23 protein-coding genes are annotated in these 17,709 nt (G+C 67.5%); 3 read left to right on the top strand and 20 right to left on the bottom strand.

Annotated elements, in window-relative coordinates:
- Window positions 1-16: 16 nt before the first annotated feature.
- On the bottom strand, window positions 17-1,630 hold the full coding sequence (gene eccB, locus DMH01_RS26610) for a type VII secretion protein EccB (RefSeq protein WP_125679965.1): 1,614 nt from the start codon (window positions 1,628-1,630) through the stop codon (window positions 17-19).
- Window positions 1,631-2,188: 558 nt separating this feature from the next.
- Between eccB and eccE the strand changes: the two genes are divergently transcribed.
- From eccE to DMH01_RS26590, 3 genes are all read left to right on the top strand, one after another.
- Window positions 2,189-3,370: a type VII secretion protein EccE gene (eccE, locus tag DMH01_RS26600; RefSeq protein WP_199745636.1), complete on the top strand. Its 1,182-nt coding sequence runs from the start codon at window positions 2,189-2,191 to the stop codon at window positions 3,368-3,370.
- Complete coding sequence (locus tag DMH01_RS26595; RefSeq protein WP_125679964.1) at window positions 3,367-4,089, top strand: hypothetical protein; 723 nt, start codon at window positions 3,367-3,369, stop codon at window positions 4,087-4,089. The genes eccE and DMH01_RS26595 overlap by 4 nt, the downstream gene beginning before the upstream one ends.
- A 244-nt stretch (window positions 4,090-4,333) precedes the next feature.
- Window positions 4,334-5,296 carry an endonuclease domain-containing protein gene (locus tag DMH01_RS26590; protein WP_125679963.1) on the top strand — a complete coding sequence of 321 codons (963 nt, stop codon included), beginning with the start codon at window positions 4,334-4,336 and terminating at the stop codon, window positions 5,294-5,296.
- Here the strand turns inward: DMH01_RS26590 and truA are convergent.
- From truA to rplF, 19 genes are all read right to left on the bottom strand, one after another.
- A complete protein-coding gene (gene truA / locus DMH01_RS26585) occupies window positions 5,266-6,099 on the bottom strand; it encodes a tRNA pseudouridine(38-40) synthase TruA (protein ID WP_125680390.1) in 834 nt (277 codons plus the stop codon). The two genes, DMH01_RS26590 and truA, sit on opposite strands and share 31 nt — an antisense overlap.
- A 73-nt stretch (window positions 6,100-6,172) precedes the next feature.
- A complete protein-coding gene (gene rplQ, locus DMH01_RS26580; protein WP_125679962.1) occupies window positions 6,173-6,736 on the bottom strand; it encodes a 50S ribosomal protein L17 in 564 nt (187 codons plus the stop codon).
- Between the two features lie 77 nt (window positions 6,737-6,813).
- The gene (locus DMH01_RS26575) at window positions 6,814-7,887 is read right to left on the bottom strand and encodes a DNA-directed RNA polymerase subunit alpha (RefSeq protein WP_005166811.1); all 1,074 of its coding nucleotides are present in this window, start codon (window positions 7,885-7,887) and stop codon (window positions 6,814-6,816) included.
- A 127-nt stretch (window positions 7,888-8,014) separates the two neighbouring features.
- Complete coding sequence (gene rpsD / locus DMH01_RS26570) at window positions 8,015-8,620, bottom strand: 30S ribosomal protein S4 (protein ID WP_007031054.1); 606 nt, start codon at window positions 8,618-8,620, stop codon at window positions 8,015-8,017.
- Window positions 8,621-8,643: 23 nt separating this feature from the next.
- The gene (gene rpsK, locus DMH01_RS26565) at window positions 8,644-9,051 is read right to left on the bottom strand and encodes a 30S ribosomal protein S11 (protein WP_004558885.1); all 408 of its coding nucleotides are present in this window, start codon (window positions 9,049-9,051) and stop codon (window positions 8,644-8,646) included.
- An 18-nt stretch (window positions 9,052-9,069) separates the two neighbouring features.
- Window positions 9,070-9,255, bottom strand: coding sequence for a hypothetical protein (locus tag DMH01_RS26560; protein WP_034304268.1), 186 nt, complete (start codon window positions 9,253-9,255; stop codon window positions 9,070-9,072).
- Window positions 9,252-9,632 (bottom strand): 30S ribosomal protein S13, encoded by a 381-nt coding sequence (rpsM, locus tag DMH01_RS26555; RefSeq protein ID WP_005166805.1) that lies wholly within the window; start codon window positions 9,630-9,632, stop codon window positions 9,252-9,254. Before rpsM ends, DMH01_RS26560 begins: the two co-directional genes overlap by 4 nt.
- 205 nt (window positions 9,633-9,837) lie before the next feature.
- Entirely contained in the window at window positions 9,838-9,951 is a 114-nt protein-coding gene (rpmJ, locus tag DMH01_RS26550) for a 50S ribosomal protein L36 (protein ID WP_004558882.1), read from the bottom strand.
- 36 nt (window positions 9,952-9,987) lie between these two features.
- Complete coding sequence (infA, locus tag DMH01_RS26545; protein ID WP_005166804.1) at window positions 9,988-10,209, bottom strand: translation initiation factor IF-1; 222 nt, start codon at window positions 10,207-10,209, stop codon at window positions 9,988-9,990.
- Between the two features lie 474 nt (window positions 10,210-10,683).
- The gene (map, locus tag DMH01_RS26540; protein WP_125679961.1) at window positions 10,684-11,460 is read right to left on the bottom strand and encodes a type I methionyl aminopeptidase; all 777 of its coding nucleotides are present in this window, start codon (window positions 11,458-11,460) and stop codon (window positions 10,684-10,686) included.
- A 44-nt stretch (window positions 11,461-11,504) separates the two neighbouring features.
- Window positions 11,505-12,059 (bottom strand): adenylate kinase, encoded by a 555-nt coding sequence (locus DMH01_RS26535; protein ID WP_038519820.1) that lies wholly within the window; start codon window positions 12,057-12,059, stop codon window positions 11,505-11,507.
- On the bottom strand, window positions 12,056-13,363 hold the full coding sequence (secY, locus tag DMH01_RS26530; protein WP_034304262.1) for a preprotein translocase subunit SecY: 1,308 nt from the start codon (window positions 13,361-13,363) through the stop codon (window positions 12,056-12,058). Before secY ends, DMH01_RS26535 begins: the two co-directional genes overlap by 4 nt.
- 307 nt (window positions 13,364-13,670) lie before the next feature.
- Window positions 13,671-14,303: a LysE family translocator gene (locus DMH01_RS26525; protein WP_125679960.1), complete on the bottom strand. Its 633-nt coding sequence runs from the start codon at window positions 14,301-14,303 to the stop codon at window positions 13,671-13,673.
- A gap of 50 nt (window positions 14,304-14,353) precedes the next feature.
- The gene (locus DMH01_RS26520) at window positions 14,354-14,974 is read right to left on the bottom strand and encodes a hypothetical protein (protein ID WP_233621674.1); all 621 of its coding nucleotides are present in this window, start codon (window positions 14,972-14,974) and stop codon (window positions 14,354-14,356) included.
- Between the two features lie 484 nt (window positions 14,975-15,458).
- On the bottom strand, window positions 15,459-15,905 hold the full coding sequence (rplO, locus tag DMH01_RS26515; RefSeq protein WP_034304258.1) for a 50S ribosomal protein L15: 447 nt from the start codon (window positions 15,903-15,905) through the stop codon (window positions 15,459-15,461).
- Window positions 15,902-16,087 carry a 50S ribosomal protein L30 gene (gene rpmD, locus DMH01_RS26510; RefSeq protein WP_007031047.1) on the bottom strand — a complete coding sequence of 62 codons (186 nt, stop codon included), beginning with the start codon at window positions 16,085-16,087 and terminating at the stop codon, window positions 15,902-15,904. Before rpmD ends, rplO begins: the two co-directional genes overlap by 4 nt.
- Window position 16,088: 1 nt before the next feature.
- Window positions 16,089-16,733 (bottom strand): 30S ribosomal protein S5, encoded by a 645-nt coding sequence (gene rpsE, locus DMH01_RS26505; protein ID WP_005166795.1) that lies wholly within the window; start codon window positions 16,731-16,733, stop codon window positions 16,089-16,091.
- Between the two features lie 34 nt (window positions 16,734-16,767).
- Entirely contained in the window at window positions 16,768-17,166 is a 399-nt protein-coding gene (rplR, locus tag DMH01_RS26500) for a 50S ribosomal protein L18 (protein WP_007031045.1), read from the bottom strand.
- A 2-nt stretch (window positions 17,167-17,168) separates the two neighbouring features.
- A complete protein-coding gene (gene rplF, locus DMH01_RS26495; RefSeq protein WP_125679958.1) occupies window positions 17,169-17,708 on the bottom strand; it encodes a 50S ribosomal protein L6 in 540 nt (179 codons plus the stop codon).
- Window position 17,709 lies beyond the last annotated feature (1 nt).

Below are 17,709 nucleotides of genomic sequence, written 5' to 3'. Positions count from 1 at the left end.
CGAGGGGTTCCCGTGATCAGTTGCCCGCCGGAGCCTGCTGCGACTGCGTGGCGACCGAACCGGCCCTGTCGTCGATCGGCACCGTGTCGAACGTCCGGAGCACATCCTGCGTGTTCAGCGAAGCGCCGGTGGGCAGGATCCTGATGATGGACTCGGGCGCGGGCACCCGCTTGTTCAGCCCGATCGAATCCGCTGTGACGGCGTCGGGGACGCCGTACCGGATCCCGCGATCGGAGATCAGCTGGATCGGCCCCTTGTCGAAGGTCTCCTTGCCGGTCGCCGACTGCACGACCGCCGCGAAACCGGGCTCCATGTAGAAGCTGTTGATCGGCGCGCCGACCGGGCCGGGGGTACCGATCTTGACGCCAGGGGCGGATCCGTCGGCGTTCCTGCCCTTCGGCAGCTTGTCGTCGACGAACACGGCCGTGTGCGCATCCCGGGAGGCGCCGTCGCCGGCGATGGACCACCCCAGGCAGGAGACCCGGGAACCCTGGGTCGCGTTGAGCACCGTCGGCACGGTCTGGGGGTAAGCGTCGAGCTCGACGACCTGGGAAACCCGCGTGAGGTTGCGGATCGCGCCGAGCGGCACGGACTTGACCGACGTGCTGCCGTCGTTCTTCCCGGTCTGCACGATGTCGGCGACGGCCGGGGAGATGGACTGGATGCCTTCCCTCGTGATGAGGTAGAAGTCCTTCCGCCCTTCGGCCTGCTCCGTGGAGAACACGTCGCCGACCCTCATGCCTTCGATCTCGTAGCTCGGGCTCTCGCCCTTGCCCGGGACGTCCGGGAGCTTCAGCTCCGGCACCTCGGGGATCGCGTCCAGCAGACCCTGCGAGATACCGCGGGGCTGATTGGGCAGCTTCAGCGCGGACCGGACGGCGTCGGCGTCCGGCTGGATCTCTGCCTTGACCGCGTTCGCGTTCCGGACGTTCGGGTCCGGCTTCTGCCGGTAGATCAGGTACTCGCGGCCGTTGGCGCCCTTGGCCAGCAAGGCTTCGTTCTGCCCGAGTTCCCGGCTTCCGAGCTGCTTCACTCCCGCGTAGACGGTCGTCTCCGTCTTCGTGAGGTCCGGCTGGGGCACCGACGGGTCGTACATGACCTCGTCGCACACACCCCAGTCCGGGGAGACCCGCTGGGTATCCGTCGGCATCAACTGCGGGCCGTTCGGAATACCCATGAGCTGACCGCGGGGGATGTTCTTCAGCTGTTCGTCGGAGACGACTGTGGGGTTCTTCACTTCGGAGGCCTGTGTAGGCCCGGCAGGCTTGGCGCCCGCCTGCTGCGCCCCCTGCTTCGACTGCGCGATGATCAGCAGCCGCGCGGAGGCGAGGTTGAAGGTCGGGATCAGTTTCTTCGGGTTCCCGGCCACGACGTAGACCGTTCCGGACTGCTCGCCGATGACGATGTTGCCCGCTTCGGGCACGGACGGCTTCGGGCTCAACAGGCCCCAGATGACGAAGACCAGGACGCCCAGCGCGGCCAGCACGACACCCACGATGGTGGCCCGCGTGTGCGTGCGCATCGGGTCGTGGAGCATGACGGCGTCGCGACGGACCAGCGCGGATTGCATCCGTCGCAGAACGAACTGATAAGCCTGAACTTGAGACTTAGTAGTCGGTGTTGATGGCATTCTCGACCTACAGTCCTCCCCGTCGCGGTACGGTTCCGCAGGATAGCCGTACGGGGACCGTCTGGTGTGGGGTTTCTACCAACTCCAGCTAGTGTCAAGTTCCTCGGGACCGGCTTTCCGGGTACGCAGCAAGCACGAGGGGAAGAGAAAGCGCGGATGTCCGTCACCACTCCTCCACGTCCGCCCGGCCCTCCGGGGTCGCAACCTCCTGGCCGTCCGCCGGGGCCGCCGCCAAGGCCCGGCAGACCGGGTGGTCCGGGCGGCCCGGCCGGAGGCCCGGGAGGTCCCGGTGTTCCGCGCGGTCCCGGGGGCCCAGGCGGCCCTGGAGGGCCTGGCGGACCACAGGGTCCTGGCGGCCCCGGTGGTCCTGGCGGGCCCAAGGGGCCCGGCGGGCCTGGGGGTCCGGGTGGGCCCGGTGGCCCTGGAGGGCCTGGCGGCCCGGGCGGTCCTCCGTCCGGCGGTCCCGGCCCGCAGTCCGGTCCTCCGCCCGCTCCGGCGGTACGGATCGCCGCGCCCGCACGACGCCGGACCGGCGGCATCAACCTCGGCCCGCTGCCCGTGGCAAACCTGGTCGTGCTCGAACTCGGGCTCGCGATCGGCCTCGTCCTGCTCGCGATCGACATGAAGATGAAGTGGATCGCGATCGGCGTGCTCGCGTTCGCGATCATCATCGCGTTCCTGCGCTGGGGCGGCCGCTGGTTCACCCAATGGGCTGGACTCACCATGCGGTACACGTTCCGTTCGCACGATCGGGTGGCGAATCCGCTTCCGCCGAGCAGCATCGAGTCGCTCGCGGCCGAAGAGGACGCCGTCACCGGTCCCGACGACGCCCGCGTGAACCTGCTTCGCCTCGCCGTTCCCGACCTCGTCGTCGCGCACGGCGTGGACCACGAACGCCAGCAGGTCGGCATCGCGTGGAACGACGGGACGTGGACCGCCGTCCTGCTCGTCGAACCCGCGCCCGCGCTGATCACCCAGGCGGGTGGCGCGCCGAGCTTGCCGCTGTCCGCGCTCGCGCCGTGTCTCGAAGACCGCGGTGTGGTCCTCGACTCGATCCAGATGATCTGGCACTGCTACCCGGGCAGCGCCGCGCTTCCGTCGGACTCGCCCGCGCTCAGCTCCTACATGGAGGTGCTCGGCCCGCTCCCCGCGGCGGCGCGGCGGACGACGTGGGTCGCCATCCGGCTCGACCCGCGCCGGTGCCCGGCGGCCATCCGTGAACGCGGCGGCGGCGTCGTGGGTGCGCATCGCGCCCTGATCGGCGCGCTCTCGCGGGTGCGCAACGCCTTGGAATCGCAGGGCGTGCCGACCCGGCCGCTCGACCCGGATGAGCTGCTGCGGTCCAGCATTTCGGCCGCGGAACTGACCGCGGTCGCCGGTTCGCAGGGCAAGGTCGGTTTGCAGGAACGCTGGACCGGCGTCACCGCAGCCGGCATCGGACACGCGAGCTACGCCATCACCAGCTGGCCGAAGGGCAAGATCAGCGGCAGCCTGAACGCGCTGACCAGTGTGCGCGCGCTGTCGGCGACGGTGGCGATGTCGATCTCGCCGTCGGCGGACGAAGGCAAGATCGGCCTGCGGGGGATCGTTCGCCTGAGCGCGCGGAACCCGCGTGAACTGGACGCGGCCGACCAGCGGCTGCAGGGCATCTCGGACCGGCTGGGTGTGACGCTGACGCCGCTGCGCGGCCTGCAGATCTCCGGGTTCTCCGCGACTTTGCCGATCGGAGGCACGGCATGAGCACCCGCATGCGCGACGCCGGCCAGAACGCCGGTGTCGCCCCGGAATTCACCGTCGACCCGGCGATGCTCGACGCGATCAGCCCGTCCGGCGATCGCGGCGGGATCGTCCTCGGCTCCGGGCTCAAGGGCGAGCCGCTGACGATCTCCGCGCTGCGCTCGACACCGACCCGGATCGTGCTCGTCGGCGGTCTCTACCTGGCTCGCCAGGTGGCGCTGCGGGCGATGGCGGTCGGGGCGTGGGTCGTCGTGGCGACCGGGCGGCCGGCCGCGTGGCAGGTGCTCCCGCAGGCTGCGGGGAACCAGCCCAACGGCAGGCCTTCGCCGCTGGTGCAGATCCGGCGGCTGTCACCGGTGGACCTTCCGCGGCCCTCCGAGGACGCGCCGCTGCTCGTGGTGACCGATGGTGGCCCGACGCCGCAGGACCTGTTCCCGCCGCGATCGCCGTGGCAGACGACGATCTACGTGCTGCCGTACCTGCACCCGCAGGCCGGGGCGACCGCGAACGCGGCCGACCTGGTGCTGATGCAGCGGCTCCCGCCGGGACAGGCCGAGCTGGCCGCCCGGATCTGGCGGCTCCCGCCCCAGATGATGAAGCAGCTCACGACGTTGAAGGACGACCAGGTCGTCGCTCTGGGCCGGAACCTTTGGCGCCCTCTTCGCCTGGTCACCACGGCGAAAGAGCAGCAGATCCTGGGGCCCGTGCGCCGCGGCGACTAACCCGCCCGCGTCGACTTTAGCGGGCTAATCGTGCTCTGCGGGGGCACTGTCCTTTTCGGACAGTGCCCCCGTTTTGCGTCCTGCCCGCGTCACGGTTAGGCCGCTAAACGCGATCCGGGGCGTGAGTTTTCTCCGTCAAGAGGCAATCGCGACGGCTGTGGATAGGACGGGGGTTGTGGATAAACCACCCTCGAATAGGCGGTCACGGCCATGGGTTGTCGGTCTTGTCGATCACTGTGTCCATATGACCAAACCCTTCGATTCATCTCATCTCCCCGACGTCTTCCGCGGCTCCGAGGCGCGCAAGGCAGGCCTCATCACGGCCAGCCAGCTACGTGGCTCAAGCGTCCGGCGGCTGTTCCAGGACGTCTACACACGCGCTGATGTCGACGTCACGCATGAGTTACGTTGCCGAGGAGCCGCGTTGCTGGCGCCTCCCGAAGCGGTGCTGACCGGACGATCGGCCGCGACCGTTCAAGGCGTCGAGTTGGCGAAACCCAACGATCCGGTCGAGATGGTCGTACCGGAGAAACAACGCTTCGGCCCGATAGTCGGTATCAAGGTTCGGCGTACCGAAGTCAAACCCGAGGAATCGAGGCCGTGGAACGGTATTCGCATCGCTCGGAGAAGCCGAATCGCGCTGGATCTGCTCCTCCGGCTGTCTCCCCGCAAATCCGGCTGGGTACGGCGACTCCGCATCGGCGTGCCGGATCTGGATCAGTTCATGCGGGCCGAGAGCCTGACCGATCTGCACCTCAACAGGGAGTTCTACGGCCGCCGCAACAGGGGAATCCGCTTGGCCAGGCATGCTTTACGACTGTCCGACCCACGCGCGGAGTCGCCCCCGGAGTCGGAGCTTCGCATCGTGCTGGCCGCCGGCGGCATCACGGCGACGCCTCAGCTTGAGGTCACCGCCCGAACCGGCCATTTCCTCGCTCGCCTCGACTTGGGGGACGAGAAGTTCAAGGTCGCCGTCGAATACGACGGCCGATGGCACAACACAGCGAAGCAACGAGCCCACGACCGCAAACGCCGAAGACGCGTGGAGGCCGAAGGCTGGCGTTTCGTCATCGTCACCGCAGAGGACCTGGCGAACGACTTCAAAGGCATCGTCGAGTCCGTCTGGCGGGCACGCCGCCGCGGCGCGTTTAGCCCGCTAACCGCGCCGCGGCCGGATCAGGAGGGAGTACGCATGGCGCGCGTTTGATCGGCACGAGAGGCGAGTTCCGCGTCCGGCGGGTAGTCGACCGCCATCAGCGTCAGGCCATGCGCGGGAGCCACAGCGCTGTCGCGCGTCCGGCTCTCCAAGACGTCGCCGGGCCAGTCCAGCGGACGGCGGCCGTCACCGACCAAGAGCAGTGCCCCCACCAGGCTGCGCACCATCGAGTGGCAGAACGCGTCGGCGGAGACAGCAACCTCGACAGCGTGCGGCCCGGTTCGCCGCCATTCGAGCCGCTGCAGCTCGCGGATGGTCGTCCCGCCCTCGCGCTGCTTGCAGAAGGCCGCGAAGTCCTGAAGGCCTAGAAGAGCCGTCGACGCCTCGTTCATCGCGTCGATCGAGAGCGGTCGGCCCCAGGCCAGAGTGTCGTGACGCCGCAACGGATCCACGCCCCAGGGCGCATCCGAAACGCGGTACAGGTAGTGACGCCGCACGGCCGAGAACCGCGCATCGAACCCAGGCGCCGCGACCCGGGCGGCCAGCACCCGCACGTCGCCCGGCAGGTACCGATTCCAGCGGTGACGCATCCGCCCCAGGTCAGGAATGCCCCGCTCGTCCACTTCCAGGCGACCGGATCGCGTTTTGCCCCCTAAAGGCGACACGTCGACGTGGACCACCTGGCCGGCCGCGTGCACACCGGCATCGGTGCGGCCGGCGACGACGACGGACTTCGGGACCGAGGCTCCTGGAGGCTGCTTCGCGAGCGCCTCTTCGAGGACTCCCTGAACGGTGCGCTGCCCGGGCTGCCGCGCCCAGCCGGAGAAATCGGTGCCGTCGTAGGCGACATCCAGACGCAGACGAACGAGCCCGCCCTCCGCAGTGGGAGTGGCGGGCTCGTCCGGGGTGTTCGGTGCCGTCAGGACGTCAGTCCTTCTTGCTGTCCGCGTCCGCGGCGGGGGCCTCAGCGGCCTCGTCGGCGGCGGGAGCCTCGGTGGCCTCCGGAGCCTCGGTGGCGGCCGTGTCGGCAGCCTCAGGGGCGTCGGCGGTCTCCTCGGCGGCCGGGGCGGCAGCCTTCGGCTCGTCCTTGGCGAACTTCGTCTTGCGCGCGGCCTCGGCCTCGGCGGTGACGGTCTTCTCGGCCACCAGCTCGATGACGGCCATGGGGGCGTTGTCGCCCTTGCGCGCCATCGTCTTGGTGATCCGGGTGTAGCCACCCGGACGCTCCGCGAAGAACGGACCGATCTCGGCGATCAGCTTGTGCACGACGTCCTTGTCGCGCACGATGCGCTGGATCTGACGACGGTTGTGCAGGTCGCCCCGCTTCGCCTTCGTGATCAGCTTCTCGGCCAGCGGGCGCACCCGCCGGGCCTTCGCCTCGGTCGTCGTGATCTTGCCGTGCTCGAACAGCTGGGTGGCCAGGTTGGCCAGGATCAGCCGTTCGTGCGCGGGCGACCCGCCGAGACGGGGTCCCTTTGTGGGGGTGGGCATCGGTTCTCCTCGTTCAGCTCACAGCTGGAGGCCGTCGCTCCCCCACCCCTACTGGTGTGAGGGAGCCGTAGCTGGCCTTACAGCTGCTCCGTCTCTGCGTAGTCCTGGCCATCGTCGTGGCCATTGTCCGAAATTCCGTCCGTGATGCTGTCGACGCCCTCGGACCAGCCCTCACCGTCGTAGCTGGCCGCGGCCGCGGTCGGGTCGAACCCGGGCGGGCTGTCCTTCAGCGCGAGACCGAGACCGACGAGCTTGAGCTTGACCTCGTCGATCGACTTCGCACCGAAGTTGCGGATGTCCAGCAGGTCGGCCTCGCTGCGCGAGACCAGTTCGCCGACGGTGTGGATGCCCTCGCGCTTGAGGCAGTTGTACGACCGGACGGTGAGGTCCAGGTCCTCGATCGGCATCGCGTAGGCGGCGATGGTGTCCGCCTCCTGCGGCGACGGGCCGATCTCGATGCCTTCGGCGTCGACGTTCAGCTCGCGCGCGAGACCGAACAGCTCCACCAGCGTCTTACCGGCCGACGCGACAGCGTCCCGCGGCGTGATCGACGGCTTCGTCTCCACGTCCAGGATCAGCTTGTCGAAGTCGGTGCGCTGCTCGACACGGGTCGCCTCGACCTTGTAGGTCACCTTCAGCACCGGGGAGTAGATGGAGTCGACCGGGATCCGGCCGATCTCCGCGCCCGCCTGCTTGTTCTGCAGGGCCGGAACGTAACCGCGGCCGCGCTCGACGACGAGCTCGATCTCGAGCTTGCCCTTGCCGTTCAGCGACGCGATGTGCAGATCCGGGTTGTGCACGGTGACACCGGCCGGGGGCACGATGTCGGCGGCGGTGACCTCACCGGGGCCCTGCTTGCGCAGGTACATGGTGACCGGCTCGTCCTCTTCCGAGGAGACCACGAGCTCCTTGAGGTTCAGGATGATGTCGGTGACGTCTTCCTTCACCCCGGGAACGGTGGTGAACTCGTGCAGCACGCCGTCGATGCGGATGCTCGTCACGGCCGCGCCAGGAATGGACGACAGCAGCGTGCGCCGCAACGAGTTGCCGAGCGTGTAGCCGAAGCCGGGCTCCAGCGGTTCGATGGTGAACCGGGAGCGGGTCTCGTTGACCGTCTCTTCGCCGAGAGCCGGTCGCTGGGAAATCAGCATCTTTCCTAATTCCTTTCCAAACGGCGCCCGCCATATGACACCGAAAGGGATGGCGAAACGGCGGCGCACTCCGGGCGCCGCCGCCCGTGCCCACATCGGGCCGGGGAAACCCCGGCCCGATGGTGGATCACTTCGAGTAGAGCTCGACGATCAGCTGTTCCTGGACCGGAACGTCGATCTGAGCGCGCTCCGGGAGCTGGTGGACCAGCACACGGAGGTTGGACGGAACGACCTGGAGCCACGCGGGAACGGGACGCTCGCCGAAGGACTCCTTGGCCGCGACGAAGGGCAGCATCGCGAACGACTTCGGCCGCACGTCGATGATGTCCCACTTCGTGACCTGGTAGGACGGGACGTTGACCTTGACGCCGTTGACCAGGAAGTGGCCGTGGCTCACCAGCTGACGCGCCTGACGGCGGGTGCGGGCGATGCCGGCGCGGTAGATCACGTTGTCCAGCCGGGACTCGAGGATCTGCAGCAGGTTCTCACCGGTCTTACCCGGACGCCGGACGGCTTCCTTGTAGTACCGGACGAACTGACGCTCGAGAACGCCGTAGGTGTAGCGAGCCTTCTGCTTCTCCTGCGACTGCAGGAGGTACTCGGACTCCTTGATGCGCCCGCGGCCGTGCTGGCCCGGCGGGTAGGGGCGACGCTCGAAAGCCTGGTCGCCGCCGATGAGGTCAACCTTGAGGCGACGCGAAATACGCGTCGCGGGGCCGGTGTAACGAGCCATTTCTTCTTACTCCTCCCCGTTCCTCAGACCCGGCGCCGCTTGGGCGGGCGGCAGCCGTTGTGAGGCTGCGGGGTCACGTCCTGGATGGTGCCGACCTCGAGGCCGGCCGCCTGCAGCGAGCGGATCGCCGTCTCGCGGCCCGAACCCGGGCCCTTCACGAAAACGTCGACCTTCTTCATGCCGTGCTCGGCAGCCTTGCGGGCGGCGTTCTCGGCGGCCATCTGCGCGGCGAACGGGGTGGACTTACGCGAGCCCTTGAAGCCCACGTGACCACTCGACGCCCACGCGATCACGGCACCGGTCGGGTCCGTGATCGAGACGATGGTGTTGTTGAAGGTGCTCTTGATGTGCGCGTGACCGTGCGCGACATTCTTCTTTTCCTTACGGCGGACCTTCTTGGCCCCCGCCGCAGTACGAGACTTCGGTGGCATGTTTTGAGGGTTCTCCTGTTAGCGCGCGTTCTCTTGGTGAGCGGCGACCGCTTCGGCCTGTCCGCGCCGGATGATCGAACCGGCGTCGGTGTACAGGTTGCGGAGCGCCATCGGGCGGGCGTAGAGCGCCTTGGGCGAGACACAAGCCGAGCCACGACGGCGGACGCCGCCCATCTGCACGACCTTCTTGCCCTGGACGCTCACTTCTTGCCAGCCTTCTTCTTGCCGGCGACCGTCTTCTTCGGACCCTTACGGGTGCGGGCGTTCGTCTTGGTGCGCTGACCACGGACGGGAAGTCCGCGGCGCCAGCGAAGGCCCTCGTAGCACCCGATCTCGATCTTCCGACGGATGTCGGCGTTCACCTCGCGGCGAAGGTCACCCTCGACCTTGAAGTTCTCCTCGATGTAGACCCGCAGCTTGGCGAGGTCGTCATCGCTCAGATCCTTGACGCGAGTGTCCGCGTTGAGCTCGGCAGCCGCGATGAGCTGCTTCGAGCGGGTACGGCCGATGCCGTAGATGTAGGTCAGCGCGATCTCCAACCGCTTTTCGCGGGGGAGGTCTACGCCAGCGAGTCGTGCCATTGGCGTTGATGCTCCTTCATAGATTTCATCTTCAGGTCTGCTCCCCGTCCGGTCCCGGGACCGACTCGCCTGTCGTGCCCTCTGCTTGCGCTTCGGGTGTCCCGGCCTCGGCCTGAAGTCCGAGGGTGAACCGGGCCGTTCGCACGGCCCGGCAGGTGCGGGGAGATTGTGTAGCCGTCAATCCACTCTGTACGAGTGCGAGTGATCAGCCCTGCCGCTGCTTGTGCCGCAGGTTTTCGCAGATCACCATGATCCGGCCGTGACGGCGGATCACCTTGCACTTGTCGCAGATCTTCTTGACGCTCGGCTGGACCTTCACGTCTCCTGCTCTCCTGCTTGTGCTAACTCGTCGTGATCACTTGTAGCGGTAGACGATGCGACCACGTGACAAGTCGTAGGGCGAGAGCTCCACGACAACCCTGTCCTCGGGCAGGATGCGGATGTAGTGCTGCCGCATCTTGCCGCTGATGTGTGCAAGGACCTTGTGGCCGTTCTCCAACTCGACGCGGAACATCGCGTTGGGGAGCGGCTCGACTACGCGGCCTTCGACCTCGATGGCCCCGTCTTTCTTGCCCATGTCCTCCGCATTTCCTGTCGCTACGCTGTGTTATCAGTCAGAGCTTGAGTGCTTGGCTGGGTGGTGCATCGGCACACTCCTGCCCGGGTCCAATGTCCGTTCGCGAGAATTCACGAGCGCGCAGGATCCGGGCGCGATGAGTACACCGACTTGACAGTGTACGCAACCCGTGTCGCGAGCCCCAAACGGGGGTGACTGTGTTAGGTGACCCCTGAGCCCGCCGGTTGCGGCCTCCACCATCGTACGCCCTCGCCGACCTGCGTTTAGCGGGCTAATCGCGATCCGGCGGGCCCGTGACCTGGGGCGCTCGGCGGGCGATGTGCACCCGATGGAGACATCGGGGCGGGCACCCCTCCGGCGGGCTGGCAAGCTCCACCGGCCCGCGGGCGCACTTGCGTTTAGCACCCTAATCGCGATCCGGCGGCGCACTTGCGTTTCGCGGGCTAATCGCGATCTGGAGGGCGAAAGGCGAGGTCAGGCGTCTTCGGGGGCGGTCAGCACCCACGGGCCGTCGTCAGTGATCGCGACGGTGTGCTCCCAGTGCGACGCACGCGAGCCGTCGGCGGTCACGACGGTCCAGCCGTCTTCGAGCTCGACGGTCTCCCCGCCGCCACCGGTGAGCATGGGCTCGATCGCGAGCGCCATACCGGTCTTGAGCCGCGGCCCCTTGCCCGGTTTGCCCAGGTTCGGCAGGAACGGGTCCATGTGCATCTGGCGCCCGATGCCGTGGCCGCCGTACTCGACGATCATCCCGTAATCGACGCCGTCTTCCCGGCCCGCCTTCTCGGCCGCGGTCTGCACCGCGTGCGAGATGTCAGTGAGCCGGCCACCGGACGCCACCGCGGCGATCCCCGCCCACATCGCCGCCTCGGTGGCGGCCGAAAGCGCGAGATCCGCCTTCGACACCTCGCCGATCGCGAGAGTGACCGCGGAGTCGCCGTGCCAGCCGTCGAGGATGGCGCCGCAATCCACCGAAATGATGTCGCCGTCGTTCAGGACCTGGGTCTTCGACGGGATGCCGTGCACGATCTGCTCGTTCACCGAAGCGCAGATCGACGCCGGGAAGCCGTGGTACCCCTTGAACGAGGGCACCGCGCCCGCGTCACGGATCGTCTGCTCGGCGAGTTCGTCGAGATCGGCCGTGGTCACCCCCGGCTTGGCGAGCTCACGCACCGCGGTGAGGGTGCGCCAGACGACCAGTCCGGCGGCCCGCATCGCCTGGAGCTCGCCAGGGGTCTTGATTTCGATCATGCGCCCACGACGAAGCCGTTGCAGTACACGCAGTCCTCCGAGATTCACGTGCGGTCGCGCAGCGCTTCCAGCACGCGGGCGGAGATCTCGTCGACCGAGCCGACGCCGTCGACCGTGACCAGGATGTCCGCGTAGTACTCGAGCAGCGGAGCGGTCTCGGACACGTAGATCTGCTGACGGCGGCGGATGACCTCTTCGGTGTCGTCCGAACGGCCGCGGGACAGCAGCCGATCGACGACGACGTCTTCCGAGACCTGGAGCTGGATGACCGCGTTGAGCTTGGTGTCGACCTCGCCGAGGATCTCCCCGAGCACGTCGGCCTGCTTCGTGTTCCGCGGGAACCCGTCGAGCAGGAAACCGACCTTGGCGTCGGGTTCGGCGAGGCGTTCACGCACCATCTCGTTCGTGACCGAGTCGGGCACGAGTTCGCCGGAATCCAGGTAGCGCTTGGCTTCCTGACCCAGCGGCGTCTGCTCGCCCACGTGGGCGCGGAACAGATCGCCGGTCGAGATGTGCGGGATCCGGAGCTTCTCCGACAGTGCTACCGCCTGAGTACCTTTGCCCGCGCCAGGAGGGCCAACGAGAACCAGGCGCGTCACTTCAAGAACCCTTCGTAGTTACGTTGCATCAGCTGGCTTTCGATCTGCTTCACGGTGTCGAGACCGACACCCACCATGATCAGCACAGCCGTGCCACCGAACGGGAAGTTCTGGTTGTTCCCGCTACCGGTGACGGACAGGAAGAAGTTCGGAAGGATCGCGATGATGCCCAGGTACAGCGAGCCCGGCAGGGTGATCCGGCCGAGGACGTAGCTGAGGTACTCCGCGGTGGGTCGGCCCGGGCGGATACCCGGGATGAAGCCACCGAACTTCTTCATTTCTTCCGCACGCTCGTCCACGTTGAACGTGATCGTGATGTAGAAGTACGTGAAGAAGATGATCAACGCGAAGTACAGCAGGACGTGCGCCCAGCTGGACTGGTTGACGATGTAGTTCTGGATGAAGACCTGCCAGCCAGCGTTGCTGTTGGCGTCGCCGACGAGGCGGCTGATCAGGTCCGGCAGGTAGAGCAGCGACGAGGCGAAGATGACCGGGATGACACCGGCCTGGTTCACCTTGATCGGCAGGTAGGTCGAGGTCCCGCCGTACATACGGCGGCCGATCATGCGCTTGGCGTACTGCACCGGGATCCGGCGCTGACCCTGCTCGACGAAGATGACGCTGGCGATGATCACCAGGCCGAACACACAGATCAGGGTGAAGACCACCGGGCCGGCGCTGCTGAGGATGTTGCCACCCTCGATCGGGATCCGGGCCGCGATGTTCAGGAAGATGAGGACGGACATGCCGTTGCCGACGCCGCGCTCGGTGATCAGCTCACCCAGCCACATCATGACGGCGGTACCGGCGGTCATCGTGATGACGATGATGGCCAGCGTGTAGACGCTGTTGTCCGGGATGATCGCGGTGTCGCACTGCGGGAAGAGCTGCTTGCGGTCGGCGAGTGCCACCACACCGGTCGCCTGCAGGATCGCGAGGGCGATCGTCAGGTACCGGGTGTACTGGGTCAGCTTGCCCTGGCCGGCCTGGCCTTCCTTCTTCAGTTCCTCGAACCGCGGGATGACCACGGTGAGGAGCTGGACGATGATGCTCGCCGTGATGTACGGCATGATGCCGGTCGAGAACAGCGACAGTTGCAGCAGTGCACCGCCGCTGAACAGGTTCAGCAGCTGATAGACGCCCTCCTGCGACCCGGTCTCCGTGCATTGCTGCACGGCGGAATACGAGATGCCCGGGGCCGGGATGGTGGCACCGATTCGGTAGACCGCGACGATGGCTAGCGTGAACAGGATCTTCTTACGTAAATCCGGCGTCGCTAGAGCCGAGCGGAAGGCGCTGAGCACGCGGGGAACCTCCTCGGCGTCGTCGGCTGTCTTACCGACGATCGGCTTGGCCGGCCCGGGGGCCGGCGGGAACACACAGCTTTCTGGCACAAGCCAGGAACGCTTCGGGGCACACTCGTCCCGAAGCGTGTCGCCGACTCTAACAGCTTCACAGGGCGTGTCCGCAGTGCGTGTGGGTTTTCCGGACGAAGGTTGGTCCGCGGGGTTGATCGGCTGGCCGTTCTCGCCCCGGAACCTTGACAGATCACCTTGTCGTTCCTCACTTTCCGGCCGCCGGATCGCGTTTAGCCCGCTAAACGCACCGTGATCAGGAGCTCGAAGCGGCGAGGGCGCCCACCATGCCGAGGAGCACTACGCCGGTGCCGCGATCGACGTTCCGTGTCGCCCGGCGGGACAGCCGGAGTGACTTCACGAGTGCGCCCGCACCGACATAGGTCGCGCCCGCCACGAACTCGGCGAGCAGGTAGACAGCGCCGAGAATCGCGATCTGGACAGGAAAGGAGCCGTGAGCTGCGTCGATGAACTGGGGCACAAACGCCGTGAAGATGAGGATCGCCTTCGGATTCGTGATCGCGACGACGAATTCCTTCCTCGCGATCCGGAGCGCGGGTACGGATTCAGCGCCGCTCGGCGCTTGGACCAGCGCGGTCCGCCCGCCACGGAGCGTCGACCACAGCAGGCGCCCACCGATCCAGACCAGGTAGGCGACGCCGGCCCATTTGATCACTGTGAGTGCAAGCTCCGAAGCCGCGAGGAGCTGCCCGAGCCCGGCGGCGACGGCCGCGATCAGCACCGCGAATGCGGCCAATCGGCCTAACAGGCCGGCGAGCCCCTTCCAAGCACCCTGTGTCATGCCGTGGTGCATGCCGAGCAGATTGTTCGCCCCTGGCGTAAAAGCCACGAGGACCGCCGCTCCGAAAAAGACCAGCGCCCAAGTCATCGGCCACCTCCTCCCCCACCGTATCGGCGATCGCGAGCGCGTTTAGCGGGCTAATCGCGCTCTTTCGCGCCAGGATCCGGCGGCGGCGCGAAGGCTGAATAGTCCGGTTTCTCGGGCTGGGGCTCCGGTGGGAGCACCGTGATGGAGATGCCGTCCTTCGGTGTGGGCATATCCGCGAGGCTCGGGTCCCCGGTCATCGGGACTTCGTCATCCTGGACGCGGTGACTCATGACGGCCGCGCTCGCCGCCGCGACGACCGCGGCGAAGAGTGCCCACATACCCGCTTCGAGAGTCAGAGTCACCTTGATGTCGTCGCCCAACTGGCGTCCAGACCCCAGCGTGGCGACGCTGCTGACGACTCCGGCGAGGAACACCGCCGCGATAGTGGTGAGCCACCTGTCCAAAGTGCCCGGACGTTGACGCCCGGCAACCCGCGCACTGACGACCGTGGCCGCAAGCAGGAGCGCCGCAGCGATCAGGAGCGGGATACCGATAGGCGCCGTCGACGTGGTGAAGGCAGGCTGGTTGCTCTGATAAGCCGTCGTGTCCCAAGCGCCCTGCACGAAGACGATCACGATCTGGTCGCTGGAATCGAAGCCGAACCGATGGTCGGTCTTGAAGTGCGGGAAGAAACAGCCTACGAGAGTCAGCACTGTGGCCAGAGCGGCCAAGCCCGCCGCGATGAGCCTGCGGGGCTCGAGCCGGCCGGACCGCGTCGGTTCGTCCGGGGGATCAATGGGCCCTGAAACCGATACGACCATCGGCGGGGCGTCCGGCTGCTGCTGGAAGGGCTGCGGATCCTGCCCGGGAGGTATGGCCACCTAGCGATCCTTCCAGCCCAGGCCCCCTTCCGCCACGCCCGCGGCCTGGCGGCCGACCTGCGTTTAGCCCCCTAATCGCGATCTGGACGCCGGGCACCTGGGCGACCGGCGGATCGCGATTAGCCCCCGAAACGCAAGTCGGGCATAGGGAGGGCTCGCCGCGCCCGGATCGCGATTAGGGGGCTAAACGCAGGTCCGCGCGCGAGCGCCGGCCCGAGGGGCCAGATCGCGATCAGCCCGCGAAACGCAGGTCGCCGCCAGGCGGAGTGAGCGCAAGCGAAAGGCCCGCCGGGCGGAGCCGGGCGGGCCTTTCGGTGAAGCGAGCGAAGAAAGCTCAGAGCGTGGTGGCGGAGCCACCGGCAGCGGAGAGCTTCTCCTTGGCGGAGCCGGAGAAAGCGTCGGCGGTGACGTCCAGCTTGACGCCGTTCACGTCGCCGTTGCCGAGCACCTTCACGAGCTTGCCCTTGCGGACCAGACCGTTCGCGACGAGCTCCTCGGCGCCGACCTTGCCACCCTCCGGGAAGACGCGGGCGATGTCGCCCACGTTCACCGGCTGGTACTCGGTACGGAAGCGGTTCTTGAAGCCGCGAAGCTTCGGGAGCCGCATGTGGATGGGCATCTGCCCACCCTCGAAACCGGCGGGCACGTTCTTCCGGGCCTTGGTGCCCTTGGTACCGCGACCGGCGGTCTTGCCCTTCGAGCCCTCACCACGGCCGACGCGGATCTTGTCGCGCTTCGCGCCCGGAGCCGGACGAAGGTGGTGGATCTTGATGGCAGTCATGCCTTGACCTCCTCGACCTCCACCAGGTGGCGGACGGTGTGGATAAGGCCGCGCACCTCGGGAGTGTCATCACGCACGACGCTCTGGCGGATCTTGCGCAGCCCGAGGGTGCGCAGCGACTCGCGGTGAGCGTGCTTCGTGCCGATCTTGCTCTTGACCTGGGTCACCTTGAGCTGAGTCATGTCAGACCCCCTGGCCAGCGCGCTGGCGCAGCATCCGAGCCGGGGCGACGTCCTCGAGCGGGAGACCGCGGCGGGCCGCGACCTCTTCGGGACGCTGCAGACCCTTCAGGGCCGCCACGGTCGCGTGCACGATGTTGATCGCGTTGTCGGAGCCGAGCGACTTCGACAGCACGTCGTGGACGCCCGCGCACTCCAGCACCGCGCGCACCGGGCCACCGGCGATGACACCGGTACCGGCGGAAGCCGGACGCAGCAGCACGACACCGGCGGCTTCCTCACCCTGGATCGGGTGGGGAATGGTGCCACCGACGCGGGGAACGCGGAAGAAGTTCTTCTTCGCTTCCTCGACGCCCTTGGCGATGGCCGCGGGAACTTCCTTGGCCTTGCCGTAGCCGACGCCGACCTGACCGTCGCCGTCACCGACGACCACCAGGGCGGTGAAGCTGAAGCGACGACCACCCTTGACGACCTTGGCGACGCGGTTGATCGTCACGACCTTCTCAAGGTGCGGGGTCTTCTCCTGGCCGGCCCCGCCACGGCCGCTGTCGCGCCGGTCACGGCGGTCGCGACGGTCATTGCGGTCGTTGCCGCCCTGTCCGCCGGGTCCGCCCTGGCCGCCGCCGAATTGCCGTGTACGTCCCGGCATCAGGCTTTCCTTCCATTCACGAGCATCTGCTGCATCAGAACTCCAACCCCGCCTCACGTGCGGCGTCGGCGAGCGCCGCGATGCGGCCGTGGTAGGCGTTGCCACCACGGTCGAACACCACGGTCGAGACACCGGCGTTCTTGGCGCGGGCGGCGACGAGTTCCCCGACCTTGGCGGCCTTGGCCTTCTTGTCGCCTTCCAGCGCGCGGACGTCCGCCTCGAGGGTGGACGCCGACGCCAGGGTCTTGCCGGCGAGGTCGTCGATCAGCTGCACGGCGATGTGCCGCGACGAACGCTTGACGACCAGGCGCGGACGCTGGTCCGTGCCGTTGATCTTCTTGCGAAGGCGGAAGTGCCGACGGGCCTTCGCGACGCGGCGGCGGGTCGAGATGTCCTTGCCGACCGGCTTGCGCTTCGTAGTCGTGTCGCTCATGATCACTTACCCGTCTTTCCGACCTTGCGGCGGATCTTCTCACCCTCGTAGCGCAGGCCCTTGCCCTTGTACGGGTCCGGGCGGCGCAGCTTGCGGATGACCGCGGCGATCTGGCCGACCTTCTGCTTGTCGATGCCCGAGACCGAGAACCGGGTGGGGGTCTCGACCTTGAAGGTGATGCCTTCCGGGGCCTCGATCTTCACCGGGTGGCTGTAGCCGAGGGCGAACTCGAGGTCCGAGCCCTTGGCCTGCACGCGGTAACCGACACCGTGGATCTCGAGCTTCTTCTCGTAGCCCTCGGTCACACCGACGACGAGGTTGTTGACCAGCGTCCGGGTGAGACCGTGCAGGGCACGGCTGGCGCGCTCCTCGTCGGGCCGCTTGACCTCGAGCGTGCCGTTTTCGGCCTGCTCGACGGTGATGGGCTCGGCGATGGTGTGCTCGAGGGTGCCCTTGGGCCCCTCGACCTTGATCTGCTGACCGTCGATGGTCACCTTGACCCCGGAGGGGACGGCGACCGGCAGCTTTCCAATGCGTGACATG

Origin of the sequence: Amycolatopsis sp. WAC 04182 (genome assembly GCF_003947465.1) — a bacterium.
GTDB lineage: Bacteria > Actinomycetota > Actinomycetes > Mycobacteriales > Pseudonocardiaceae > Amycolatopsis.
Note: the sequence above shows the minus strand (reverse complement) of the source record. Positions and strands in the feature narration are given on the sequence as shown.